The sequence below is a fragment of the Dyella sp. 05T440 genome (assembly GCF_056395965.1).
The window spans coordinates 138,768-161,773 of the sequence record NZ_JBFTKN010000006.1; the positions used below are offsets into that span (position 1 = coordinate 138,768).

The window sequence follows — 23,006 nt, forward strand, 5'->3', positions numbered from 1 at the left end:
GCCGCAGGGGTCACGGCAGTCGGCCGGAAAAGTGCACATGATAGAGGGTCTTTGTCGGATCATTCAGTTCGCCATTCAGCCTGCCTCGCTAGACTGGTGACGCAACGCCCACCCAATGGAGAGAGAGAGTCCATGTTCACCCCCCGTATCGCCGTGTTGTCCCTGGCAGCCCTGCTGGCTATCAGCCCGTTTGCCGCCAGTGCCCAGTCCCAGCAGCCGGCGCGCAACGGCGTGCTGGTTCGCAACGACGGCATCTATATCCGCTGTGACCAGTGCGGCACGGTGGAGTCGATCGACCAGAACATCACCCAGGGCAACGACCACAGCATGGCCGGCACCATCATCGGCGGCATCGCCGGCGGCGTGCTGGGCAACCAGGTCGGCAAGGGCAAGGGCAACACCCTGGCCACGGTGGCCGGCGCCGTCGGCGGCGGCTATGCGGGCAACCGCATCGGCGCCAACAGCGGCCGTCCGAACGCCAGCTACAGCTTGCGCATCCGCATGGGCAATGGCTCCTATGCCAATGTGACGGTGCCCGATGCCAGCGCAATCCGCACCGGCGATCTGGTGCAGATCGATCCGCAGGGCAATATCACGCGCATCCAGTAAGTCGCTGCACGATTCAAACAAAAAGCCGGTCTGCGAAGACCGGCTTTTTTCTTGGCTGACGTCAGTAAGGTCAGCGGCGCAGGCGCGCGTCGATGTCGTCGAAGAAGGCTTTCGGCAATACCGCCCGCACCGGCACCGACCACCAATGGGCCTGCGCGAAAGTCCGGCATTTCACGGCATCCTTTTCCGTCATCAGGACTGGCTTGCCGTCGAACGGAAAATCGTTTGGCACAAAGGCGTGGTGATCGGGAAACGGATGCTCGATCACCTGCAGGCCCTGCGCACGCAGGCTTGCAAAAAATCGCGCCGGGTTTCCGATCGCGGCGATTGCATGCACGGTCTGGCCGGCGAAATCCGCCAGTGGCTGTGCGTGATCGTCGACCAATGCGCGTGCCATGCCGCCGTGCAATTCCATCGCGATATCGCCGGGCGCCACGGCACCACCGTTGCAGACGCGATAGTCGACCTTCTGCAGACGCGACATCGGCTCGCGCAAAGGACCGGCCGGCAACAAGCGGCCATTGCCGAAGCGACGCACGCCGTCGATGACGCAGATCTCCAGGTCGCGCGCCAACGCATAGTGCTGCAGACCGTCATCGGCGATCACGACATCGCAACCGGCGTCGATCAGCAGCTTCGCCGCTGTGGGTCGATCGCGCCCCACGGCCACCGGCACGCCACTGGCGCGGATCAGGCAGGGCTCATCGCCGACTTGCGATGGCTCGGCCGATGCATCCAACAAGAGGGGAAGTTTTTGCGTGCCGCCGTAGCCGCGACTGACCACGCCCGGCGTGTAACCGCGCTCGCGCAGACCTTCGGCCAGGGCAATCGTCAAGGGTGTCTTGCCGGTGCCGCCCACGCTCAAATTGCCGATCACGATCACCGGCACGGTCAGTCGTGTGCTGCGCAGAACGCCGATGCGATACAGAGAGCGCCGCAATGCAGTGAGCGCGCCGTAAAGCCACGACAGCGGCCCCGTCCACCATGGCGCAGGCACTGCGCCGTACCAAGCCGATTGGAGACGTTCGGCCGTCGTCATGCCATGGCCTCAGTCACTGGCCTGGCTGTGGAACTGCATGCGATGCAGCGCTGCATAGTGGCCGTTCAAGGCCAGCAGGTCGGCGTGCGTGCCGCGCTCGACGATGCGGCCCTGGTCCATCACGGCAATCTGGTCGGCGTGTTCGATGGTGGACAGGCGATGCGCGATGACCAGCGTGGTGCGGTCCTTCATCAGGCCCTGCAGCGCTTGCTGGATCAATCGCTCGGATTCGGTATCCAGCGCGCTGGTCGCTTCGTCCAGAACGAGGATGGGTGCGTTCTTGAGGATCGCGCGGGCGATGGCCAGGCGCTGACGCTGACCGCCGGAAAGCAGATTGCCGCCCTGCCCGATCACGCTATGAATGCCTTGCGGCATTTTCTGGATGAATTCCCATGCGTTGGCGGCCTGCGCGGCCGCGATGATGTCGGCCTCGCTTGCACCGGCAAGTTCGCCGTACGCGATGTTTTCCGCCACGGTGCCGTCGAACAAGACCACGCTCTGCCCCACCCAGGCAATCTGCCGGCGCAACGACGCCAGCGTGATGCTCTCGTAGTCAGCGCCATCAAGGAGGATGCGCCCCGTCGTGGGCGCATTGAAGCGAGGCAGCAGGCTGACCAGGCTGCTCTTGCCGCTGCCGGAACGCCCCACCAAGGCCGTGACCGTGCCCGGCGCGCAGTGCAGGTTGATGCCGCGCAAGGCTTCGAACTCGCCACGCGGATACACCAGTCCCACGTTCTCGAAACGGATATCGCCCTGGGTGCGTTCCAACACACGCGTACCCACGTCCACCTCGGGCGCCGTATCGATGATCTCGAACAGGTTTTCGGCCGCGGAAATGCCGCTCTGGATATTCGACTGGATATTCGCCAGCCGCTTCAGCGACGGCATCATGCCGCCCATGGCGGTCAGCACGGTGATGAACACACCGGCTGACATATGCTGGATTTCAAACGGTCGCGTCGCCAGAAACACCATCACCGCAAGCGCCAGCGCGGCCACGGTCTGGATCGCCGTGCTCGACTGCGCATTGGTGGAGGCAATCTTGAGGTTCAGTCGCCGCGTACTGTCAGTGACCTCCCTGAAGCGCGCAGCCGCCTGCTCCTGGCCACCGTAGATGCGGATCTCGCGATGCGCCTCGACCGATTCTTCCACAGTACCGGTCACCGAACCCATCATGCCCTGGATGCGGCGACTGATCGAACGATAGCGACGGCTGACGATGCCAGCGATCAGCATGATCAGCGGCACCATCACGAACAAGGCCAGCGTGAGGTACGCACTGGTGCTCAGCATCACGTAGATGAAGCCGATCACGGTGACGCCTTCGGTCACGACCACCTTCACCGAGTCGGTCGAGGCGGATGCGACCTGTTCACTGGTATAGGTGATGCGCGAAACCTGGTGCCCGGAATGCTCCTGGCCGAAGAACGTCGCCGGCAGGCGCAGATAGGCGCCAAACACGTCGCGCTGCATCGCGTTGACGACGTTGCGGCCGATGTAGGACACGCCGTAACTGCTGGCGAAGGTGCCAACACCGCGCACCAGGAAGATCAGCACGATCCAGATCGGCATCCAGAAAATCAGCACCGGATCCTTGTCGACAAATAGCTTGTCGATCATCGGCTTCAGCAGCTTGGTGAACACCGCCAGGCCACCGCCGTCGACAATCATGCCCACGATGGCGATCACGCCCACCACCCAGAAGCGCCGGGTGTAGCCAAACAGGCGCTTGTAGATCTGGCGCGTGTGCGCGTCCCAGATCTTGACCTTGCCGTTACTCACTGAGCGCTATCCGCCTGACTGGGGGTCGTGGCAATGGACAGCTTGGTGAAGCCAAGCTGGCCCAGAGCATCCATGGCGGTGACGACGTTTTGATGCGGGGTCATGGCATCCGCGCGAATGGTGACCTGGCGCTCGCGATCGTCGCCGGCCACGTTGCCGATGGCCTGCTTGAGCGGCTCGACGCCTTCGCCGTGCACTTCATCGCTGCCCACGAAGAAGTGGCCGTCGCGGTCCACCACCACGGTGAGCGCGGGTGCCTGCATGTCGCGTTCTTCCGCGCTGGCCTTGGGCAGGGTCACCTGCAGCCGCGAGTGCTGGATAAACGTGGTGGTCAACACGAAGAACATCAGCAGGGTAAGCAGCACGTCGATCAGCGAGATCACGTTGATCTCGAAGTCGTCTTGCCGACGGTCGTTGCCGATACGCATGCGTCAGCTCGCGCTCGACTCGGCAGCGGCAGCGCGCGGCGCACGCGTGCGGGGCGCAGGAGCCGGTTGGTTGATGGTGAGTTCGTCGAGCAGTTCGGTGGCCTGCTTTTCCATTTCAACGCAGTAGCCAGCGACCTTGGAGCGGAAATAGCGATGCAGCACGTACGCGGGAATGGCGACGATCAGGCCGGTGGCAGTACAGATCAGCGCTTCGCCGATGCCGCCGGCCATCTTCATGGGATCACCCACGCCACCGTGCAGCACTTCCATGAACATGCGGATCAGGCCGATCACCGTGCCGAGCAGGCCGAGCAGCGGGCCGATCAGTGCGATCGTGCCCAGCGTATTGAGATAGCGCTCCATGCGATGGACCACATGGCGACCGGTGTCCTCGATGCGCTCCTTGATGAGTTCACGCGGACGGTTGCGCACAGCCAGCGCCGAGGCCAGCAGCTCGCCCAGCGGCGAACCGTTGGCGAGGGTGGTGAGATGGCTCGGATCGACCTGGCCCGAGCGGGCCCAGTTGCGTACTTCCTCGCCCAGGCCGGGCGGCAGCACCGACTTGCGGCGCAGGGTCCAGCAACGCTCCAGCACGATCGCCAGGGCGACCGCCGAACAGATCAGGATGGGCAGCATCGCCCAGCCACCAGCCATCAAGATATCCAGCACAACGACTCCGAGCCACTTCGCCAGTCAGGAGGGACGCATCATAACAGTCTCGTCCGGCCGTTCCGCGGCACCGGTGGCAGTTGCGAAAGTCGCCTTTTTGGGGCCTGCGGTGGCGTTCGGCAAGGTCCCGGGCTTATTCGCGCCAGTAGCGAGACTGGCGTTGCCGCCAGGTGGCCGCGACATGGGGCGGCCGATCCGGCGGCACATCGACCTGGATGGCCCCGGCGGTCGCGGTGTTCAGCCATGGCACGCCGGCCTCGTCGTAGCGCTTGATCACGACCGGGCTGGGATGGTGGAAGCGATTGCGCCAGCCCGCCGAGACCAGCGCCAGCTCGGGCGAGATCGCCTGGATGAAGCTCGCACTGGATGAAGTCTTGCTGCCGTGGTGCGGCACCGTCATCACCAAAGGAGGTCCCGGCCGCAGTGACAAGGCCACTGTGGGCTCGACGGCTGCCGTGATGTCGCCGGTCAGCAGCGCCCGGCCGGCCGCCCCTTCCACCAGCAGGACGCAGGAGCGGTCATTGGCCGGGCCACCGCTCCCGCCCGAGGGCAATACGCGCAGGCTCACGCCGTCCCACTGCCAGCGCCTGCCAACCTCGCATGCCGCCATCGGCACAGGCGATCGCTCAGGCTCACCCGAGATGCGTTCCGCTGCGGGAAATGCAGCGGCAACGGCTGGAATGCCGCCTGCGTGGTCGTTGTCGGCATGACTGGCAACGATCAAGTCGAGGTGCTTGATGCCGAGCGCGTGCAATGAAGGAAGCACCGCCGCCTCGCCCAGGTCGAAATCCGACGGATAGCGCGCACCCGCATCGTAGACGAGTGCGTGATGTTCGGTGCGAACCACCACGGACAAACCCTGCCCCACATCCAGCATCCACAACTGGAAGCCGCCTTGTGTGGGCAGGCTACGCTGCGGAAAGAGCAGTGGCAGGAACAGCAGGCCGCCCAGCCATCGCATGGGCACCCCGCGCGGTGCGAACAGCCACAACGCGCCAGTGGTCGCCAGCAGCAGGGCCCAGCCGCTCACTTCGGGCAGATACCAATGCGCGCCCGGCCAAGTCGCCATCCGCTCCAGCAACCACCACTGCGCGTGCGCCAGCCACGCCGCAGCGACAAACACCGGTTGCGCCAACGGTGGACAGATCCCCAGCAGGATCATGCCAATCAGCGCGGCGGGCACGATGACGAAACTCACGAACGGCACGGCGATGAGATTCGAGAGCGCCCCCACCAGCGACGATTCGCCGAAGAACCACATCGTCAAAGGCAACAGTGACAGCGTCATCACCAACTGACCGGCGGACAGCTCGTGCAGGAAGCCGCGCAGTCCTTTGCCGTGTATCGACAGGCTCACCATCAGGAACGCCACGCCGATAAACGACAACCAGAAGCCTGCCGACAATACCGACAAGGGATCCATCAGCAACACGGCCAACAGCGCGAGCGAGAGTGTCTGCGCTCCCGTCGGATGACGCCGGGAACATCGCGCCAGCGCCACGATGGCGATCATCAACAAGGTGCGCACCGTCGGCAGGCCAAAGCCCGCCAATGCGCTGTACACCCCTGCCGCTGCCAGCGCGGCCATGGCCTGCGCCTGCACTCTCGGAAGTCGCCATCCGCAACGCGGCACCAGCAGATAGATCAGGCGCGCGAACCACACGCCAAACAACGCCGATACGCCGACATGAAAACCTGAGATGGCGATGAGGTGTGGAATGCCGTTTGCACGAGCCACTTCCCAATCGTGCTGGCTCAAACCTCGCGTATCACCCACGGAGAATGTCTGCAGCAAGGCCACATCGTGTGGATCGCTCACACGCGCAGCGATCCCGCGACTGATCGCAGCGCGAACGCGGTTGATGCAGAAACCTGGACTTTCGAGTGGCCGATTATCCTCGCCGTCACGCACGTAACCCACCGCCACGATGTGGCGCTCCAGTGCGCTGCGTTCGCCGTCGGCGCCGCCGGGATTAACCAACCCGCGTGGACGCTTGAGGCGCAAGCTGAGCTGCCAGCGGCTGCATGGTGGTATCTGGGGAGCGTCGCGATACCAATTCACGCGCACGCGTCCGTGCAAGGGCAACAGCGTATCGCCGAATGCGGCATGTTCGATGTTGAGCAAAAAGCCGGTGGCGTCGTTGCCGACGATTGGCAGATCGTCGACACGACCCACGACGGTGATGTCCTGCCCTTCCCGCTCGCGCGGCAGACGCGCGTCCATCGCGGCGCCGCCACGCCAGCACGCCCAGGCGATGCCGAACAGGCACCAGGCCAGTGCACGCCCATGGGCGCCCAGACGAAGCACGATGCATGCAAGTACGGCGAGTGCGCCGCAGAACCAGGCCGACGGCAACACCACCAGCCACTGCACGACCAGCACGCCGAGCAGCAACATGATCGCCGGTACCAGCGCGCCGTCCTTGCGCAATGCCGTCCCCTTTCCTGCGGAAGGGATCAGGTTAATGCGTGCGAGGCAACGACGGCGCCGAAAAACCTGTAGGCCTCAAACACGAAGGCCGCCTTGCGGCGACCTCGGTCGTCAGGCGTGGATCTTCTCCACCAGGCTGCCGTTGTGCAGCTCAAGCGTGCGATCCATGCGCTTGGCGAGGCGGTTATCGTGAGTGACCAGGATGAAGCTGGTGCCGATCTCGCGGTTGAGCTCGATCATCAAGTCGTAGACCTGCGCCGCATTGGTTTCGTCGAGATTGCCGGTGGGTTCGTCGCCCAGCACCACGGCCGGACGCGTCACCAGGGCGCGCGCCACCGCACTGCGCTGGCGCTCGCCGCCCGAAAGTTCGGACGGTTTGTGATTCAAGCGCTGGCCCAGTCCCACCCGACCCAGCAGCGCCGCCGCCTGGCGTTCCGCTTCACTGATGGCCACGCCGCGGATCAACAGCGGCATGCACACGTTTTCCAGCGCGGTGAATTCCGGCAGCAGATGGTGGAACTGGTAGATGAAACCCATCGAGCGATTGCGCACGCGGCCGCGCTCGGCGTCGGAAAGGCTGGAGAGGTTGCGTCCCTCCACTTCCACTTCGCCACGCGTCAGCGTGTCCAGGCCGCCGAGGATGTGCAACAGCGTGCTCTTGCCCGAGCCCGAAGCACCCACGATGGCCAGCGTCTCGCTGCGCTTCAGGGTGAAGCTCACGTCGGACAGCACATCGGTTTTCAGATCGCCTTCTTCATACGTCTTGGCGATATGGCTTGCGCGCATTACCACGTCATTGGCGGAGTTCATCGGCTTATTCATAACGCAGCGCCTGCGCGGGCTGGGTGCGCGACGCACGCCAAGCGGGATAGAGGGTGGCCAGCAAGGAGAACAGGAAGGTGATCAGTGCCACCCAGCCCACGTCGCTCGCCAGCAGTTTGCTCGGCAGCTCGCTGATGTAATAGACGTCCGGCGAGAGGAAGGTGACGCCGGTGACGTGTTCAATCCACTTCACGATGCCAGGCAGCTTCCACGACAGCAGCGAACCCAGGCCCACGCCGAAACCGATGCCGACAAAGCCGACCAGCACGCCTTGCACCATGAACATGCCCATGATGCTGCGCGGAGTGGATCCGAGCGTGCGCAGGATGGCGATATCCGCCTGCTTGTCGGTCACCAGCATCATCAGCATCGAGATGAGGTTGATCACCGCCACCAGGATGATCAGCGAGAGGATGATGAACATCACCTTTTTCTCCATCGAGATGGCGGAGAAGAAGTTGGCGTGGCTGTCCATCCAGGTATCCACGCGGTAGACCTGGCCCAGCTGATCGGCAAGTTCGCGTGCCACTTCGCGCGCGTTGAACATGTCGTCGAGCTTCAAACGGATGCCGGTGGGACCGCCCAAACGATTGAGTCGCTCGGCGTCGGTCATGTTGACCAGCGCAAGACCCGAATCGAATTCCTGCATGCCCATTTCGAACACGCCCGACACGGTGAACGTGCGCAGATTCGGCACGCTGCCCGTGATCGGCGAAGACTGGAATGCCGGCACGGCCACGATGACCTTGTCGCCCACCGACACGCCCAGCTGCATGGCCAGTTCGCGACCGAGCACGATGTGCCAGCTGCCCGGCGTCAGCTCGGTGAGCTTGCCTTCCACCATGTGCTGATCGAGGTCGGAGACTTTGGGCTCCTGCGCCGGTTCGATGCCGCGCAGCAAGCCGCCGGTGGAACGGCGTGCCTGCAGGAAGGCCTCGCTCTCCACGTAAGGCGCGGCGCCGAGCACATGCTTGTTGGCGCCAGCGATCTTCACCGCCCGCGGCCAGTCCTGCACGGCTTCGCCCGGCATGCCGGAAACCGTGGCATGAGAAATGGCACCGAGGATGCGCGAGCGCAGCTCGTCGTCGAAGCCGTTCATCACTGACATCACCGTGATCAGCGCGGTCACGCTGATGGCGATGCAGACGATGGAGACGGTGGAGATGAAGGAGATGAATTGATTGCGACGCTTGGCGCGGGTGTAACGCAGGCCAATAAAAAGCTCTAGCGGTCGGAACATTAGGGCGGTCGCTTGTGGGTATCGAAGGGGCTGGCCGCCCGAATGCTGACGATTATCGCCTGTAACGCGGCTAAACCGTAGGACCGCGGCCAGAGGCGTAAGTGCCCGATGCCTCGACCTGGGCCAGCCGCATGCGCAGCCGGCGGCGGATATCGGCGTCGCTGTTGTCGGGCGCCAGCAGCAGGTTGGCATGCCCCCCATCGGCCAGCGACAGCCGCAACCATACGAGCTGCTCGCCGATCACCCGAAACGATGCCAGGGTCGCCGCCCCGTCCTGCTCACCCCGCAATCTCAGGCTCCAGCCGCCATCACGCCCCCAGCCAGCCGCCTGCAGCGGTGCGTCGGACCAGCGCGCAAGCGTGCGCCAGAGGGCGAGGCCAATGGCGAAGCTGATGGCGAGCCTGGCAGGCCACGGCGCAGCGCACATCCACACGGCCAGTGTGGCGAGGGCAGAGAGGAACCAGAGAAGCCGCCCCAGCCAGCGCGAGGGCCGGTATTCAAAGCCGATGGCGGGAGCGGATGTCATCGATGATCGCCTGCCAGTCGGGACGCGTCGCCTTGGCGTGGCCCATCACCCAGTCCCAGAGGTCCGGGTCCTGCGCGTCGAGCAGTTCATCGAAGGCCTGGCGCTGGGCCTCGTCGGCGCTGGCGAAGCGTTCGTCGAGCCAGCCACCGAACAGCGCGTCGAGCTCGCGGGTGCCGCGGCGGGTGCGCCAGCGGAGGCGTTTGATGCGGGCTTCGTCCATAAAACGCGGCGCCTCCTAGTGACTTCCTCTCCCCGCCGGGGAGAGGATTGAGGTGAGGGGTCAATCTTGCCTCAGTTCAACCAAGGCACGAAGGAAGGCTTTCTCAAGCACCCGCCCCTCACCCTGCCCTCTCCCCGGAGGGAGAGGGAAAGAGCAACAGCTTAACTCCGACGCTCGACGATCAACTTCTTGATCTCCGCAATCGCCTTCGCCGGGTTCAGACCCTTCGGGCACGTGCGGGCGCAATTCATGATCGTGTGGCAGCGATACAGCTTGAACGGATCTTCCAGATCGTCCAGACGCGCACCGGTGTCCTCATCGCGGCTGTCGATGATCCAGCGATAGGCCTGCAGCAGGATGGCCGGACCGAGGTAGCGGTCGCCGTTCCACCAGTAGCTCGGGCAGCTGGTCGAGCAGCACGCGCACAGGATGCACTCGTAGAGGCCGTCGAGCTTCTTGCGGTCTTCCGGCGACTGCAGGCGTTCCTTGTCGGCGGGTGCCGGGCTCTGCGTGCGCAGCCACGGCTTGATCGAGGCGAACTGGGCGTAGAAGTGCGTGAGGTCGGGCACCAGATCCTTCACCACCGGCATATGCGGCAGCGGATAGATCTTCACGTCGCCCGAGGCGCAATCCTCGATGGCCTTGGTGCAGGCCAGCGTATTGGTGCCGTCGATGTTCATCGCGCACGAGCCGCAGATGCCTTCGCGGCACGAACGGCGCAGGGTGAGCGTCGAGTCGATCTCGTTCTTGATCTTCAGCAGCGCGTCCAGAACCATCGGGCCGCACGAAGCCATGTCGACTTCATACGTATCGATGCGCGGGTTCTGGCCGTCGTCCGGGCTCCAGCGATAGATGCGGAACGTGCGCGGCTTCTTGGCGTCCTTCGCGGGAAAGTGCTTGCCCGGCTGGACCTTGGAATTTTTAGGAAGCGAAAACTCAGCCACAGTGGCTCTCCAGTCCGGGTATCAGTAAGTGCGCTTTTTCGGCGGCACGACGTCGACGTCTTTCGTCATGGTGTACATGTGCACCGGACGGAAATCGAACTCGGCCTTGCCGGCTTCATCGACCGACACCATCGTGTGCTTCTGCCACACATGGTCGTCGCGATCGGGGAAGTCCTCACGGGCATGCGCGCCGCGGCTCTCGTGACGCTGCTCGGCCGAGTACATGGTGGCCACGGCCTGGTCGAGCAGGTTGGCCAGCTCCAGCGTTTCGATCAGGTCGGAGTTCCACACCAGCGAACGATCGCTGACGCCCACGTCCTTGAACGACTCGCGCACCTTGGAGATCTTCTCGCAGCCTTCCTTGAGCGACTCGCCGGTACGGAACACGGCCGCATCGGATTGCATCGTGCGCTGCATTTCGGCGCGGATCTTCGCGGTCGGCAGGCTGCCCTTGGCGTTGCGCAGGCCGTCGAAACGGGCCAAAGCCTTGTCCAGAACGCTGGCCGGCAGGTCCTTGTGGGCCGTGTCCGGCTTGATGATCTCGGCGCAGCGATGCGACACCGCGCGACCAAACACCACCAGGTCGAGCAGCGAGTTGGAGCCCAGGCGGTTGGCGCCATGCACGGATACGCAAGCCGCTTCGCCGATGGCGAACAGGCCCGGCACCACCGCATCGACGTCGTCGCCGCGCTTCTGCACCACTTCGCCGTGATAGTTGGTGGGGATGCCGCCCATGTTGTAGTGGACGGTCGGGATCACCGGGATCGGCTCCTTGGTCACGTCCACGCCGGCAAAGATGCGCGCCGACTCGGCGATGCCGGGCAGGCGTTCGTGGATCACGTTCGCGCCCAGGTGCATCAGGTTGATGTGGATGTGGTCCTTGTGTTCGCCCACGCCGCGGCCTTCACGGATTTCCATCGTCATGGCGCGGCTGACCACGTCACGCGAAGCGAGATCCTTGGCGTTGGGCGCATAGCGCTCCATGAAGCGCTCACCGTTGGAGTTGGTGAGGTAACCGCCTTCGCCACGCACGCCTTCGGTGATCAGGCAGCCCGAACCGTAGATGCCGGTGGGATGGAACTGCACGAACTCCATGTCCTGCAGCGCGAGGCCCGCGCGCAGCACCATGCCGCCACCGTCGCCGGTGCAGGTATGCGCCGAGGTGGCGCTGAAGTAGGCGCGGCCGTAGCCGCCGGTCGCCAGCACCACCGCGTGGCCGCGGAAGAAGTGCAAGGTGCCTTCGTTCATGTCCAGCGCGAGCACGCCGCGGCACACACCTTCTTCGTCGAAGATGAGGTCGATGGCGAAGTACTCGATGAAGAAGGTGGCGTCATGCGCCAGCGCCTGCTGGTACAGCGTGTGCAGGATGGCGTGACCGGTACGGTCGGCCGCGGCGCAGGTGCGCTGCGCGGTGCCCTTGCCGTAGTGGGTGGTCATGCCGCCGAACGGACGCTGGTAGATCTTGCCTTCCTCGGTACGCGAGAACGGCACGCCGTAGTGTTCCAGCTCGATGATCGCCGGGATCGCCTCGCGGCACATGTATTCGATCGCGTCCTGGTCGCCGAGCCAGTCCGAACCCTTGATCGTGTCGTAGAAGTGGAAGCGCCAGTCGTCCTCGCCCATGTTGCCGAGCGCCGCCGAGATGCCGCCCTGCGCCGCCACCGTGTGCGAGCGGGTCGGGAACACCTTGGTGATGCACGCGGCCTTGAGGCCCTTCTCGGCCAGGCCGAAGGTGGCGCGCAGGCCTGCGCCGCCGGCGCCGACCACGATCACGTCGTACTTATGCTGTTGGATCTTGTAGCTTTCCATCGAATCAGGCTCCCAGCGCCACGCGCAGCACGGCCATCAACGTGGCCAACGTGCCGAGCACTGCAATGAACTTCACCAGCACCAGGAGGGACACCTCCACCCAGCGGGTATGGACGTAATCTTCGATCACCACCTGCAGGCCGAGCACCGCGTGCCAGCACATGGCCAGCACGAAGGCGACCAGCAGCAGCGCGTTCCAGGGCTTGGCGATCATGGCGCGCGCGGTGGCGTAGTCGGCGTGCAAGGCGCCCAGCACCGTCACCACAAACCAGATGCCGAGGAACACCAGCGCCGCGGCGGTGATGCGCTGCGTCCACCAATGACCGACACCGGACTGCGCCGAGCCGAGGCCGCGGGCGCGCTTCAAGGGGTTGCGCAATTGCTTGCGCACGTCGTACTGCGGGCCGTTGGCGCTCATGCGGCACCTCCGGCAGTCAGCACGTAGGCCCACACGATGATGGTCAGCACCACGCTGCCGATGATCGAAAGCCAGCTGGAACGGACGAACTGCGGAATGGCGTAGCCCATGCCGCCGTCCTGGATCAGGTGGCGGATGCCGTTGAGCAGGTGGAAAAACAGCGCCCAGCTCCAGCCGATCAGCAGGATCATGCCGATGGGGCTGCCGATGCAGGTCTTGAACTGGTTATAGCTGTCTTCGCCGCTGGCGAGGGAGAACACACCCCACAACACGAGCAAGGTTCCGACGGAGAGGGCGATACCGGTAGCGCGGTGCACGATGGAGGTCACCATCTGCACTTGCCACTTATATATGCCCATGTGGGGAGAGAGCGGTCGTTGCGTGTCTGCCATGGCGGCTATCCTGGGTGGAATCGCTGATGCCCTTTACCGCCCTTCCCGCTCCGACGACGCCGACCCGAGCCGGCGCGGCGAATCAGAAGTCGATACAGCGCCCGTTCTTTTCCCAATCGCCGTAGCGGGTGGGATCGGGGGCCGCTCGCTCCGTCGAAGTCTTGTCCGTGGCCGGAACCGCGGGCACGGGAACCTGCTCCACCGGAGCGGACGCGGGTTTGGGCTCAGTTTGGGAGGAGGTATCGGACATGGTGTTTGAAAGCCGTAAAAGCGTAATACCTGCGTTAATGCAGCACAACCTTGACGACGGTGCGCTGCTCTGTCAGTAGGGCAGCGGCCCTTGTGACTTCCCCTGCCCGCCCTTACCTCCCCTTCTTATGCCTACCGACCTCTCCGCCCAGACCCTGTTGATCGAAGGCACCGACGCCGCGGCCTTTGCGCAAGCCCAGTTCACCAGCGATGTCCAGTCGCTTGCCGTCGGCCACTGGCAGTTCAGCGCGTGGCTCGATGCCCAGGGCCGCGTGCTTGCCTTGTTCCAGCTCGCATGTATTGCCGATGACTCGTTGCTGCTGCTGTTGCGCGGCGGCGATGCATCGTCGATGGCGGCATCGCTGCAACGCTTCGTGTTTCGCTCCAAGGTCAAACTGAGCGTGCCCGATCCGCGCGCACTTGCCACCGGCGCAGCACTCACGACGTACGCCGTGCATCGTGAAGGTGATGCGTACGTGTTCGGTTGCGGTGATCACAGCGTGATCGTCGGCGCCGCGGTTGCCGATGATGCGTGGCGAGCGCTGCAAGTTCGCGCAGGCTGGCCGTGGTTGCCGAATGACGCATTGGGCGCGTTGCTGCCGCCCGCTATTTCGCTCGAGCGTCTGCAAGCGGTTGCGTTCGACAAAGGCTGCTATCCCGGCCAGGAAATCGTGGCGCGCCTGCACTATCGCGGCGGGCACAAGCGGCATATGCATTGCGTCGTATTGTCGCAGTTTGTGAGCGGGGGCACCGTGCTGCACCGTAACGGTGACAACAGCATTCAATTGCTCGATGTGGCGAATGACGATGCAACCTTTCGAGCGCTTGCAGTCATAGACGATGGTCTAATGAATTCGCTTGACGATGCATCGCGTATCGACACTGACGAAGGCATTCGTTTGCATGTCGTGCAGAGTTGGTCTGCATGATGAAACAAACAGGCGCAAAGATTCACGAAGCGAGACGGCAATGTGAGTGTGACGTGAACCTGAACTGCGAGGCACTTGCCAGATCAGAAATCGGCCACTAGTCTCGCCAACCAATTCGATAGACACCCACTGCCCTGGGTGTCCACATACGCGACGAACCGGAGGGGTCCGGATCAGCGCGACCCGACAGAGATGTCGGTGTATCCAATGCCGCCCCTTGGCGCGGCTGACGTTGCAGGCAACGCGGTCCTTAGTACCCGATCTATGCCCTTGCAGCACCACAAGTTTTGAGCGGCACCGGAACAGCCGCTCGACTGGCCACAATCCCGTGGCAAACCGCCTGACCACAAGTTTCGGTCGCGGCGATCAATCCAGGTGGAACGGCCTGCCCGCCCGTCCACCGCAACGGCGCGTGAAGTCAGCAGTACCGACCTCACGCGTACAGCACGTTGGAGGCAGACTCAATGAAACTTTCCATGCTGTTGTGGTTAGCGTCCGTGCTACCCCAGCCCCTCGCGGACCAGACCTGCCTGGCCACGACGGTGTATCTCGAGGCACGCAGTGAATCGACCCTCGGCCAGTACGCCGTGGCCGAAGTTGCTCTTCGTCGTCGCGATCGCGGCACCTGGGGCGACAATGTTTGCGAGGTGGTCAAGTCGCCGCGGCAATTCGCATTGACAACCACCGCAAGCACGTTCGAAGTGACCGATCTGAACTCCTGGACCAAGGCGTGGAAGATTGCTGGTGATTCGATCAGCAATTGGAGCCTGCCAAAGGGAGAGCGCACCGTGTACGTGCCGCAAGCAGATCACTTCGCCACGCTTGCCGTCACCACCGCGTGGTCGACGAAACGCGTCAAGACCATCGGCGAACATGCGTTCTACGCCGTCAGCAACTAAACACACCCCACCCCATAGAGAATAAAAAAAAGGCCCTCTCGCGAGGGCCTTTTCATTTGGACGTCCAGACGTCTTTACGTCAGAGCCGATACACGAGGTTGTTGCGGATCTGCACGTAGTCGCCGGGGCGAACCTGCGGATCAGCTGCCTGCGTCACCGTGGCATAGCGACCGTCGTCGAGCTTGACGGTGACCTGCCATGCGACGTCGGGACCGCTATTGTTCTTGCCGACCTGGTTGCCGATGGCGCCGCCGGCCACTGCACCGGCCACGGTGGTCAGGGCCTTGCCGCTGCCGCCACCGAACTGGTTGCCGATCACGCCGCCAGCGATGCCGCCGATGACCATGCCCAGCGGCGACGATTCCTTCTGGGTCTGGATCTGCCGCACGTCACTGACCACGCCACACTGCTCGCAACGGTTGGAAGCGCCGCTGTAAGCCACCTGGCGCTGCGGTGGCGTCTGGCAACCGGAAAGCAGCGCAACAGCGGAAACAAGTCCTACGACAGCCAAATGTCTAAGCAGTGTTTGCATGGCGTGAATCCTCAGTGAGCGTCGGAAACGGCTACCACACCTTCCTGTACCTGCAGCCTGTCACCCGGATCGTGATCCATTCGTACAGTGCGGGTCACGCCGTTGTACTCGTAACTCACATCGTATGCCACCACCTTGTCGCCACCGCTGCCGGCCACTGTGGTGCATTTACGCTGCGTGGTTTGCTGGGTGGCGTTTGCCTGGTGATTGGCCTGGATTTCATGACCTGCATAGCCACCACCGACCGCGCCTGCCACCGTTGCCAAGGTGCGGCCCTTGCCGCCGCCGACCTGGTTGCCGAGCAAGCCACCCGCCACGGCACCAATAGCCGTACCAGCAATCTGGTGGGTGTCCTGCACCGGCTTGTGCGTGGTCACCACCTCGTCATGACATACCTGCTGCGGCGCACTCGCGGCCTCACGGACCGGCGTCACGCTCGTCACGCGCGCGTACTTGGCACCATCGGCAGCCCCTTGCTGCTGCGCAGCGGCGCCCACGCCACCGTCAGCATTCGCGTCCCGATTACACGCCGAAAGACCCAACACCAATACACCGGCGAAACCGACATGCAGCGCCGAAACGACCAACCTGTTCATAATGCTCTCCTAGTGGGACCAGCGGAGCGCCCCCGCTCCTGCTTGAATTCGATCCCAGCGCAATCATTGAACCTCTGGGTCACTGAATGCTCGCTTAGACCGAAGCCACGCATTGTTTCAAATTCAGGAAGCCCCGTACTGTGCTCGAACTCACCGACAGCCATGCGCACATCGATGATGCGAGTTTTGCATCCGACCAGGACGCCATGTTCCAGCGTGCCCGCGACGCCGGCATCAGGCACATCGTGGTTCCGGCGATCGACCATGCATCATGGCCGCGCATTGCCTCGCTGGCGGCCGACCAAACCTGCGTACTCCCCGCGTATGGCATGCATCCGATCTATCTCGACGAACATCGTCCCGAGCATCTCGATGAGCTGAGGACTTGGCTGAAGACGCATCGTGCTGTGGCCGTGGGCGAAATCGGACTGGACTATTTCCTGCCCGAACTCGACGTCGAGCAGCAGCGGTTTTACTTCCAGCAGCAGTTGCAGATAGCGCGCGAGTTCGATCTGCCGGTGATCGTCCATGCGCGCCGCGCCATGGATGAAGTCACCTCCACCATGCGCCGCATGGGCGGATTACGTGGCGTGGTTCACAGTTTCTCCGGCAGCCAGCAACAGGCAGAGCGGCTATGGGAGCTGGGCTTCTACCTGGGCATCGGCGGGCCGGTGACGTATGAACGCGCACAACGACTTCGTCACATCGTCGCGACCATGCCCGTCGAACGATTGCTGCTGGAAACGGACGCACCCGACCAGCCCGGCGCCTGTCATCGCGGCGAGCGCAACGAGCCGTCGAACATGGTCGAAGTGCTGCACGTGATCGCCGACCTCCGCGGCGTCAGCCCCGAGGCCATCGCCGAAGCCACCACCCGCAACGCCCGGAATCTGTTCCGGTTCGATTGACCCTTGCGGGTCGCTCGAACCCAGTGCTAGCCTAATTACTTCACTGGCGAACTATTCTTTGGTGAAATGAAGCGCATGCATGAATGCCTCGACCATATGGACGAGGGAATTGGTCGTGTCAGCGAGATCTTCCCGGACCTTCCCGTCCAGGAAGTCGTGCTCACGCGCCTGTTGCTGCTGGTCGGGGGCACCCTGCTCGGCGAGCTGGAAAGCAAGCTCAAGCCGCACGGCTTGAACGACAGCGATTTCCGCACGCTGATGATGATCTACAGCAGCCCGACCGGCAGCGCGACGCCCACCGAGTTGTGCGAGTACGCGCAGCAAGGCGCCACCAATATGACGCGCATCGCCAACGTGCTGGTCAAGGGCGGCCTGATCACGCGGGCCACCAGCGCAGAAGATCGCCGCCGCGTCGTGCTCAGCATCACCACGGCCGGCAAGCGTCTCGTGCGAAAGATTCTCCCTCCGCTCTTCCCCAACGTTCATGGCGCTTTCGCCTCGCTCAGTGCCGCTGACAAGCGCACGCTCGACCGCCTGCTGCGCCAGATCGCCGTCAACATCGATTCGCTCACTCAGCCGGACGCTGGTCCATGACTCCTCACTCCCTCCTGCGCCGCGGACTCGGCCGTCGCGCGCTGCTTGCCTGCGCGATCGCTGTTGCTGTTGCGGGCTGCTCCATCCCTGCCAAATTGAATCGCCCACCGGTGCGCGACGACGTTCCGCTGGCCGGCCTTCAAACCGGCCATCGCGCCGGCTGGCCCGACGCCGCGTGGTGGAAGCAGTACAACGATCCGCAACTCGATCAGCTGATCGACCTGGCGATGCAGGATTCGCCGGATCTGGCCCAGGCCAAGTCGCGCGTCGATTCGGCGCAGCAGAATATCCGTGCAGCCACGGCACAGGCCGGACTCAGCGTGAACGGCAGCGCGCAGGTCGAACGTCAGCGCCTCAGCGAAACCGGCCTGATCCCGCCGAAATTCCTCGGCTTCACCTGGTACAACCAGGGCGATATCGGCGTGCAGGCGCAGTACGACTTCGACTGGTGGGGCAAGAAGCGCAACACCATCGAGTCGGCGGTGGATCAGGCGCATGCAGCCGAAGCACAGCACAGCGCGGCGGCACTCGCCATCCAGAGCAATGTCGCCGACACGTACTTCGGCTGGCTCGCCGATCAGAGCCGCATCGCCCTGGCCAGGCAGACCGTAAAGACGGCCGAACAGCTCGAGCAGATCGCGCAGCTGCGCGTGAAGCAGGGCGTGGATCGTCCGGACACGGTGCAGTCGGCCAAGGCGCAGACCGCGTCCGCACGGCAGATGCTGGTGGTGCTCGAAAGCTCCGCGCGCATTCGTGAGGCCGCGCTCGCCAGCCTGTGTGGCGTGTCTCCCGCGCAATTGCCGGCTTTGCAGCCGCGCGCGCTGCCGGAGGTCACCACCGGACTGCCTGACAACGTCGGCGTCGACCTGATCGCGCGCCGTCCGGATATCGCCGCCAGCCTCTGGCAGGTGGAATCGGCGCTGCGCCAGACCGATGTGGCGCGCGCGGAATTCTTTCCCGACATCAGCATCAGCGCGATGGCAGGCCTGTCGAGTATCGACCTTGACAAGATGTTCAACGCCGGCAGCCGCGTCTTTGGCCTGACCCCGGCCCTGCACCTGCCCATCTTCACCGGCGGTCTGCTGGAAGCGAACCATGGCGTGAGCAAGGCCCAGCTCGGCGCGGCCGTCTCGCAGTACAACAGCACCGTGTTGAGCGCCGCGCGCGACGTCGCCACGCAAAGCCTGACCGCAGACCAGATCCAGAATCGCCGCAAGGAACAGGCCCGCGAAATCGCCGCCAACCAGCAGCTGCTCGCCAACGCGCAATCGCGCGTCAAGCGTGGCGTGAGCGACAGCCGCGAATCGCTGAGTGCGCAGGCAGACCTTCTGCAACAGCAGGACAGCGATGTGACCCTGCAAGGCCAGGCGCTCTCCACCGATATCTCGCTGATCAAGGCCCTGGGCGGCGGTTACCGCGCCAGCCTGCCGGCACAGGCATCCAGCGATCACCCCTCTTCCCCTTTGAACCTTTCCGGAGACGCCCCGAATGAGCGCCACTGATTCCGACGTCAAGAAGAACAACAACGACGACAACGACAGCGGCATGGCGGCAAAGGATCCCGTCAAGCGCCGTCGCGCGTTGTTCATCGTCGCCGCGGTCTTTGTGCTGGCCGCCGTTGCATGGCTGCTGCTGTGGCTGTTCGTGTTCTCCACCCGCGAGAAGACCGACAACGCCTATGTCGGCGGCAACCAGGTGGCGATTTCAGCGCAGGTGCCCGGCATCGTGGTGGCGATCCTGGCTGACGACACGCAGCGCGTCGAAGCCGGCCAGGTGCTGGTGAAGCTCGACAACACCGACGCCGACGTGCGCCTGCAGCAGACCAGCAGCGCGCTCGCGCAGGCCGTGCGCCAGGTGCGCCAGCAGACCGAGTCGGCGACCAGCGCCGATGCCCAGGTGGCCAAGGCCCGCGTCGATCTCAAGAAGGCGCAGGCGGATCTTGCCCGTCGCGCACCGCTGGTGGCCGCCCAGGCCGAAGCGCCGGAAACGGTGCAGCACCTGCGCGATGCCGTCGACCAGGCACAGGCCTCGCTCGACGCGGCGCAGGCACAGGCCGCGGCTTCGCACGCCGCCATCGAAGGCACCCGCATCGCCACCAATCCGGCGGTGGAGCAGGCGCGCGCCAATTACCGTTCGGCCTGGATCGCCGCACAGCGCAACAACATCTACGCGCCGGTCACCGGCTACGTCGCCCAGCGCAGCGTTCAGGTGGGCAACAGCGTGCAGCCCGGCCAGCAGCTGATGGCGGTGGTGCCACTGCACGACCTGTGGGTGGACGCGAACTTCAAGGAAAACCAGCTTCGCCATATCCGCGTGGGTCAGCCGGCCAAGGTCGAGGCGGACGTCTACGGCGGCAGCGTCGAATTCCACGGCAAAGTGATCGGACTGGGCGCGGGTACCGGCAGCGTGTTCTCCCTGCTGCCGGCGCAGAACGCCACCGGCAACTGGATCAAGGTGGTGCAGCGCGTGCCTGTGCGCATTGCGCTGGACGACAAGGAACTCGACCAGCATCCGTTGCGCGTGGGCCTGTCCACCAATGTCACCGTCAATATCAGCGATGACAAGGGCGCCATGAATGCGGCGCTCGGCAACGGTCAGCCGATCGCGGCAACCTCGGTGTACGACCAGATGGCCAGCAAGGCAGACGAAGAAGCCCAGAAGATCATTCAGGCCAACCTCGGCCAGCACGACGCGAACTGACGAAGCGATCCCATGGCCGCCAACCCCACCGAAGACAAGCCGCTACCGCCTTTGCACGGTACCGCGCTGGTCTTGCTGACCATCGCCGTCGCCTTCAGCACCTTCATGGAAGTGCTGGACATGACCATCGTCAACGTGGCTGTGCCGCATATCGCAGGCAGCCTCGGCGTGAGCGCAAGTGAAGGCACCTGGACGATCAGCTCCTATTCGCTGGCCAGCGCGATCATGCAGCCGCTTACCGGCTGGATCGCGCGCCGCTTCGGCGAGGTGAAGACCTTTGTCGTATCGGTCGGCCTGTTCGTGGTGTTCTCCATGTTGTGCGGCCTGGCCACTTCGATGCCGATGCTGGTGTTTGCGCGCCTGATGCAGGGCGCCGGCTCCGGCCCGATGGTGGCGTTGTCGCTCACGTTGCTGCTGGCGAGTTATCCCAAGACCAAGCAAGGCGTCGCGCTCGCGCTATGGGCGATGACCGTGGTGGTGGCGCCGATCTTCGGACCGATCCTGGGCGGCTGGATCACCGACAACTTTTCGTGGCCGTGGATTTTCTACATCAACCTGCCGGTGGGCATCCTCGCCGGTGTGATCACCTGGGCACTGTTGCGCAAGCGCGAGACCAAGACCTACCAGTCGCCGATCGATGTGATCGGCCTGGTGCTGCTGGTGGTCGGCGTGGGCTCATTGCAGTTCATGCTGGACAACGGCAACGACCACGACTGGTTCTCCTCGCCGATGATCACCACGCTGGGCCTGATCGCGCTGATCTGCCTAGTCTTCCTGGTGGTGTGGGAACTGCACGCCAAACACCCGGTGGTGGAACTGAGCCTGTTCAAGGAACGCAATTTCACCGCGGGCGTGGTGGCGTTGTCGCTGGGCATGTTCGCGTTCTTCGGCATCAACGTGGTTTTTCCGCTGTGGCTGCAGACCACCCTGGGCTACACAGCCACCTGGGCCGGTCTTGCCACGGCGCCGGTGGGCATCCTGGCCTTCCTGCTATCGCCCATCCTCGGGCGCAATATGCACAGGCTGGAGCTGCGCGCGGTGGTGACGTTCGCCTTCGTGGTGTTCGCTGCTACCTCGTACTGGTTCTCCACGTACGACAGCTCAGCCTCGTTCACCTCGCTGGTGTGGCCGCGCTTCGTGATGGGCATTGCCATCCCCTGCTTCTTCATCCCGCTCAACCAGATCTATCTGGCGGGACTGCCCGCCAATGAAATCGCCAGCGCCAGCGGCCTGGCCAACTTCTTCCGCACACTGGGCTCGAGCGTGTCCACGGCGGTGACGGTGACGCTGTGGCAGCACCGCGGCATCCTGCATCACGCCACGCTGAGCGAGAACGTCACCAGCGCCAGCCAGCCGGCCACCCAGGTCCTGTCGCAGCTCACCCATGCCGGGAACAGCCAGACCCAGGCGCTGGGCATCGTGGATCAGCTGGTTAACCGTGAAGCCCTCACCCTGGCGGTGAACGACATCTTCCTGCTCTGCGCCGTCCTGTTCCTGGTGCTGATCCCGGTGATATGGCTGGCCAAGCCGCCGTTTGGCTCGGCAGGAGGCCCCGGCGGGCATTAACCGGTGCCGGAACGTTCTTAATCCGGCACAAACCTGCAACAACCAGCAGGTATTTGATCTAACAGGAATTGCTGCGACTGGCCAGTGCAGCAATTAATACCACTTGGGCGACTGGTGCGCCGCAATACCTTCTGTTAGTTTGTGTGCATGGCACAAACGATGCGCACCATTAAGAAGTATCCGAACCGTCGACTCTACGACACGGAAATCTCCAGCTACATCACGCTGGAGGAAGTCCGTCAGCTCGTGCTCGACAACGAAACCTTCGAAGTCCGTGACGCCAAGAGCGGTGAGGATCTCACCCGCTCGGTGCTGTTGCAGATCATCTCTGAGCATGAGGAAAAGGGGCAGCCGATGCTCTCTCCTCAGCTGCTCAGCCAGATCATCCGCTTCTACGGCGACTCGCTGCAGGGTTTCATGGGGCCTTACCTGGAGCGCAGCCTGCAGGTCTTCCTCGACCAGCAGCAGCAGTTCCGCACCCAGCTGAACAGCCTGCTGGGCCAGACGCCCTGGTCCATGCTCAATGACCTGACCGAGCGCAACATGGATGCCTGGCGCAACATGCAGCGCGGCCTGATCGACGCCGCCACGCAGGGCCAGCCGCCGCGCAGCGGCACCAAGAAGCCCGGTTAATCCGCTGCGGTCGGCGCCGACGCGCCGACCTTCCTGCCGTCTCACTCGCCGCTGCAGCACAACACGTGCTG

General features: G+C 63.9%; 25 protein-coding genes. 9 read left to right on the forward strand and 16 right to left on the reverse strand.

What is annotated here, in order from left to right; genetic code table 11:
• Positions 1-132: 132 nt before the first annotated feature.
• Positions 133-609, forward strand: coding sequence for a glycine zipper 2TM domain-containing protein (locus AC1DE1_RS09975; RefSeq protein WP_052949583.1), 477 nt, complete (start codon positions 133-135; stop codon positions 607-609).
• A gap of 70 nt (positions 610-679) precedes the next feature.
• On the opposite strand, the gene lpxK is transcribed toward AC1DE1_RS09975, so the two are convergent.
• The 14 genes from lpxK to AC1DE1_RS10045 all read right to left on the reverse strand — a co-directional run bounded on the left by lpxK (position 680) and on the right by AC1DE1_RS10045 (position 13,579).
• On the reverse strand, positions 680-1,648 hold the full coding sequence (gene lpxK / locus AC1DE1_RS09980) for a tetraacyldisaccharide 4'-kinase (protein WP_477176003.1): 969 nt from the start codon (positions 1,646-1,648) through the stop codon (positions 680-682).
• Positions 1,649-1,657: 9 nt separating this feature from the next.
• Positions 1,658-3,430, reverse strand: coding sequence for a lipid A export permease/ATP-binding protein MsbA (gene msbA / locus AC1DE1_RS09985; protein ID WP_477176004.1), 1,773 nt, complete (start codon positions 3,428-3,430; stop codon positions 1,658-1,660).
• The gene (locus tag AC1DE1_RS09990) at positions 3,427-3,858 is read right to left on the reverse strand and encodes an ExbD/TolR family protein (RefSeq protein ID WP_121881045.1); all 432 of its coding nucleotides are present in this window, start codon (positions 3,856-3,858) and stop codon (positions 3,427-3,429) included. The genes msbA and AC1DE1_RS09990 overlap by 4 nt, the downstream gene beginning before the upstream one ends.
• Before the next feature lie 3 nt (positions 3,859-3,861).
• Positions 3,862-4,512: a MotA/TolQ/ExbB proton channel family protein gene (locus AC1DE1_RS09995; RefSeq protein WP_477179078.1), complete on the reverse strand. Its 651-nt coding sequence runs from the start codon at positions 4,510-4,512 to the stop codon at positions 3,862-3,864.
• A gap of 148 nt (positions 4,513-4,660) precedes the next feature.
• Positions 4,661-6,958 carry a DNA internalization-related competence protein ComEC/Rec2 gene (locus tag AC1DE1_RS10000; protein ID WP_477176005.1) on the reverse strand — a complete coding sequence of 766 codons (2,298 nt, stop codon included), beginning with the start codon at positions 6,956-6,958 and terminating at the stop codon, positions 4,661-4,663.
• Between the two features lie 111 nt (positions 6,959-7,069).
• Positions 7,070-7,780 (reverse strand): lipoprotein-releasing ABC transporter ATP-binding protein LolD, encoded by a 711-nt coding sequence (gene lolD, locus AC1DE1_RS10005; protein ID WP_477176006.1) that lies wholly within the window; start codon positions 7,778-7,780, stop codon positions 7,070-7,072.
• Positions 7,773-9,020, reverse strand: a complete 1,248-nt coding sequence (locus AC1DE1_RS10010; RefSeq protein ID WP_441604028.1) for a lipoprotein-releasing ABC transporter permease subunit — start codon at positions 9,018-9,020, stop codon at positions 7,773-7,775. Before AC1DE1_RS10010 ends, lolD begins: the two co-directional genes overlap by 8 nt.
• A gap of 70 nt (positions 9,021-9,090) precedes the next feature.
• Complete coding sequence (locus tag AC1DE1_RS10015; protein ID WP_477176007.1) at positions 9,091-9,546, reverse strand: protein YgfX; 456 nt, start codon at positions 9,544-9,546, stop codon at positions 9,091-9,093.
• On the reverse strand, positions 9,518-9,766 hold the full coding sequence (locus AC1DE1_RS10020; RefSeq protein ID WP_477176008.1) for an FAD assembly factor SdhE: 249 nt from the start codon (positions 9,764-9,766) through the stop codon (positions 9,518-9,520). Before AC1DE1_RS10020 ends, AC1DE1_RS10015 begins: the two co-directional genes overlap by 29 nt.
• A 161-nt stretch (positions 9,767-9,927) precedes the next feature.
• Positions 9,928-10,710 carry a succinate dehydrogenase iron-sulfur subunit gene (locus tag AC1DE1_RS10025; RefSeq protein WP_477176009.1) on the reverse strand — a complete coding sequence of 261 codons (783 nt, stop codon included), beginning with the start codon at positions 10,708-10,710 and terminating at the stop codon, positions 9,928-9,930.
• Positions 10,711-10,731: 21 nt separating this feature from the next.
• Entirely contained in the window at positions 10,732-12,519 is a 1,788-nt protein-coding gene (gene sdhA, locus AC1DE1_RS10030) for a succinate dehydrogenase flavoprotein subunit (RefSeq protein WP_477176010.1), read from the reverse strand.
• Between the two features lie 4 nt (positions 12,520-12,523).
• Positions 12,524-12,937: a succinate dehydrogenase, hydrophobic membrane anchor protein gene (gene sdhD / locus AC1DE1_RS10035; protein ID WP_477176011.1), complete on the reverse strand. Its 414-nt coding sequence runs from the start codon at positions 12,935-12,937 to the stop codon at positions 12,524-12,526.
• Entirely contained in the window at positions 12,934-13,329 is a 396-nt protein-coding gene (gene sdhC, locus AC1DE1_RS10040; protein ID WP_441604023.1) for a succinate dehydrogenase, cytochrome b556 subunit, read from the reverse strand. The genes sdhD and sdhC overlap by 4 nt, the downstream gene beginning before the upstream one ends.
• An 82-nt stretch (positions 13,330-13,411) precedes the next feature.
• Positions 13,412-13,579, reverse strand: coding sequence for a DUF1674 domain-containing protein (locus AC1DE1_RS10045; RefSeq protein WP_477179068.1), 168 nt, complete (start codon positions 13,577-13,579; stop codon positions 13,412-13,414).
• Positions 13,580-13,850: 271 nt separating this feature from the next.
• Between AC1DE1_RS10045 and ygfZ the strand changes: the two genes are divergently transcribed.
• Together ygfZ and AC1DE1_RS10055 are read left to right on the forward strand one after the other, a co-directional pair.
• Positions 13,851-14,507: a CAF17-like 4Fe-4S cluster assembly/insertion protein YgfZ gene (gene ygfZ / locus AC1DE1_RS10050; RefSeq protein ID WP_477179079.1), complete on the forward strand. Its 657-nt coding sequence runs from the start codon at positions 13,851-13,853 to the stop codon at positions 14,505-14,507.
• A 464-nt stretch (positions 14,508-14,971) separates the two neighbouring features.
• Positions 14,972-15,406: a cell wall hydrolase gene (locus AC1DE1_RS10055; RefSeq protein WP_046970111.1), complete on the forward strand. Its 435-nt coding sequence runs from the start codon at positions 14,972-14,974 to the stop codon at positions 15,404-15,406.
• Between the two features lie 79 nt (positions 15,407-15,485).
• Here AC1DE1_RS10055 and AC1DE1_RS10060 read toward each other — a convergent pair whose 3' ends face one another.
• On the reverse strand, positions 15,486-15,938 hold the full coding sequence (locus tag AC1DE1_RS10060) for an outer membrane lipoprotein (RefSeq protein WP_441604021.1): 453 nt from the start codon (positions 15,936-15,938) through the stop codon (positions 15,486-15,488).
• 11 nt (positions 15,939-15,949) lie between these two features.
• On the reverse strand, positions 15,950-16,534 hold the full coding sequence (locus tag AC1DE1_RS10065) for a glycine zipper 2TM domain-containing protein (protein WP_441604020.1): 585 nt from the start codon (positions 16,532-16,534) through the stop codon (positions 15,950-15,952).
• Between the two features lie 140 nt (positions 16,535-16,674).
• Between AC1DE1_RS10065 and AC1DE1_RS10070 the strand changes: the two genes are divergently transcribed.
• The 6 genes from AC1DE1_RS10070 to phaR all read left to right on the forward strand — a co-directional run bounded on the left by AC1DE1_RS10070 (position 16,675) and on the right by phaR (position 22,935).
• Positions 16,675-17,442 (forward strand): TatD family hydrolase, encoded by a 768-nt coding sequence (locus tag AC1DE1_RS10070; protein WP_477176013.1) that lies wholly within the window; start codon positions 16,675-16,677, stop codon positions 17,440-17,442.
• 75 nt (positions 17,443-17,517) lie between these two features.
• Entirely contained in the window at positions 17,518-18,036 is a 519-nt protein-coding gene (locus AC1DE1_RS10075; RefSeq protein ID WP_441604018.1) for a MarR family winged helix-turn-helix transcriptional regulator, read from the forward strand.
• Positions 18,033-19,538, forward strand: coding sequence for an efflux transporter outer membrane subunit (locus tag AC1DE1_RS10080; RefSeq protein WP_477176014.1), 1,506 nt, complete (start codon positions 18,033-18,035; stop codon positions 19,536-19,538). The genes AC1DE1_RS10075 and AC1DE1_RS10080 overlap by 4 nt, the downstream gene beginning before the upstream one ends.
• Positions 19,525-20,736, forward strand: a complete 1,212-nt coding sequence (locus AC1DE1_RS10085; RefSeq protein ID WP_477179069.1) for an EmrA/EmrK family multidrug efflux transporter periplasmic adaptor subunit — start codon at positions 19,525-19,527, stop codon at positions 20,734-20,736. Before AC1DE1_RS10080 ends, AC1DE1_RS10085 begins: the two co-directional genes overlap by 14 nt.
• Before the next feature lie 12 nt (positions 20,737-20,748).
• Entirely contained in the window at positions 20,749-22,302 is a 1,554-nt protein-coding gene (locus AC1DE1_RS10090; RefSeq protein ID WP_477176016.1) for a DHA2 family efflux MFS transporter permease subunit, read from the forward strand.
• 147 nt (positions 22,303-22,449) lie between these two features.
• Positions 22,450-22,935: a polyhydroxyalkanoate synthesis repressor PhaR gene (gene phaR / locus AC1DE1_RS10095; RefSeq protein WP_046970103.1), complete on the forward strand. Its 486-nt coding sequence runs from the start codon at positions 22,450-22,452 to the stop codon at positions 22,933-22,935.
• Positions 22,936-23,006: the final 71 nt, after the last annotated feature.

What these genes read in the sequence shown, in the direction of transcription:
- AC1DE1_RS09975 (WP_052949583.1), top strand. Translation starts at nt 133, where the DNA reads ATGTTCACCCCCCGTATCGCCGTGTTGTCCCTGGCAGCCCTGCTGGCT.
- lpxK (WP_477176003.1), bottom strand. Translation starts at nt 1,648, where the DNA reads ATGACGACGGCCGAACGTCTCCAATCGGCTTGGTACGGCGCAGTGCCT.
- AC1DE1_RS09990 (WP_121881045.1), bottom strand. Translation starts at nt 3,858, where the DNA reads ATGCGTATCGGCAACGACCGTCGGCAAGACGACTTCGAGATCAACGTG.
- AC1DE1_RS09995 (WP_477179078.1), bottom strand. Translation starts at nt 4,512, where the DNA reads ATGGCTGGTGGCTGGGCGATGCTGCCCATCCTGATCTGTTCGGCGGTC.
- lolD (WP_477176006.1), bottom strand. Translation starts at nt 7,780, where the DNA reads ATGAATAAGCCGATGAACTCCGCCAATGACGTGGTAATGCGCGCAAGC.
- AC1DE1_RS10010 (WP_441604028.1), bottom strand. Translation starts at nt 9,020, where the DNA reads ATGTTCCGACCGCTAGAGCTTTTTATTGGCCTGCGTTACACCCGCGCC.
- AC1DE1_RS10015 (WP_477176007.1), bottom strand. Translation starts at nt 9,546, where the DNA reads ATGACATCCGCTCCCGCCATCGGCTTTGAATACCGGCCCTCGCGCTGG.
- AC1DE1_RS10020 (WP_477176008.1), bottom strand. Translation starts at nt 9,766, where the DNA reads ATGGACGAAGCCCGCATCAAACGCCTCCGCTGGCGCACCCGCCGCGGC.
- sdhA (WP_477176010.1), bottom strand. Translation starts at nt 12,519, where the DNA reads ATGGAAAGCTACAAGATCCAACAGCATAAGTACGACGTGATCGTGGTC.
- sdhD (WP_477176011.1), bottom strand. Translation starts at nt 12,937, where the DNA reads ATGAGCGCCAACGGCCCGCAGTACGACGTGCGCAAGCAATTGCGCAAC.
- sdhC (WP_441604023.1), bottom strand. Translation starts at nt 13,329, where the DNA reads ATGGCAGACACGCAACGACCGCTCTCTCCCCACATGGGCATATATAAG.
- AC1DE1_RS10045 (WP_477179068.1), bottom strand. Translation starts at nt 13,579, where the DNA reads ATGTCCGATACCTCCTCCCAAACTGAGCCCAAACCCGCGTCCGCTCCG.
- AC1DE1_RS10055 (WP_046970111.1), top strand. Translation starts at nt 14,972, where the DNA reads ATGAAACTTTCCATGCTGTTGTGGTTAGCGTCCGTGCTACCCCAGCCC.
- AC1DE1_RS10060 (WP_441604021.1), bottom strand. Translation starts at nt 15,938, where the DNA reads ATGCAAACACTGCTTAGACATTTGGCTGTCGTAGGACTTGTTTCCGCT.
- AC1DE1_RS10065 (WP_441604020.1), bottom strand. Translation starts at nt 16,534, where the DNA reads ATGAACAGGTTGGTCGTTTCGGCGCTGCATGTCGGTTTCGCCGGTGTA.
- AC1DE1_RS10075 (WP_441604018.1), top strand. Translation starts at nt 17,518, where the DNA reads ATGCATGAATGCCTCGACCATATGGACGAGGGAATTGGTCGTGTCAGC.
- AC1DE1_RS10080 (WP_477176014.1), top strand. Translation starts at nt 18,033, where the DNA reads ATGACTCCTCACTCCCTCCTGCGCCGCGGACTCGGCCGTCGCGCGCTG.
- AC1DE1_RS10085 (WP_477179069.1), top strand. Translation starts at nt 19,525, where the DNA reads ATGAGCGCCACTGATTCCGACGTCAAGAAGAACAACAACGACGACAAC.
- AC1DE1_RS10090 (WP_477176016.1), top strand. Translation starts at nt 20,749, where the DNA reads ATGGCCGCCAACCCCACCGAAGACAAGCCGCTACCGCCTTTGCACGGT.
- phaR (WP_046970103.1), top strand. Translation starts at nt 22,450, where the DNA reads ATGGCACAAACGATGCGCACCATTAAGAAGTATCCGAACCGTCGACTC.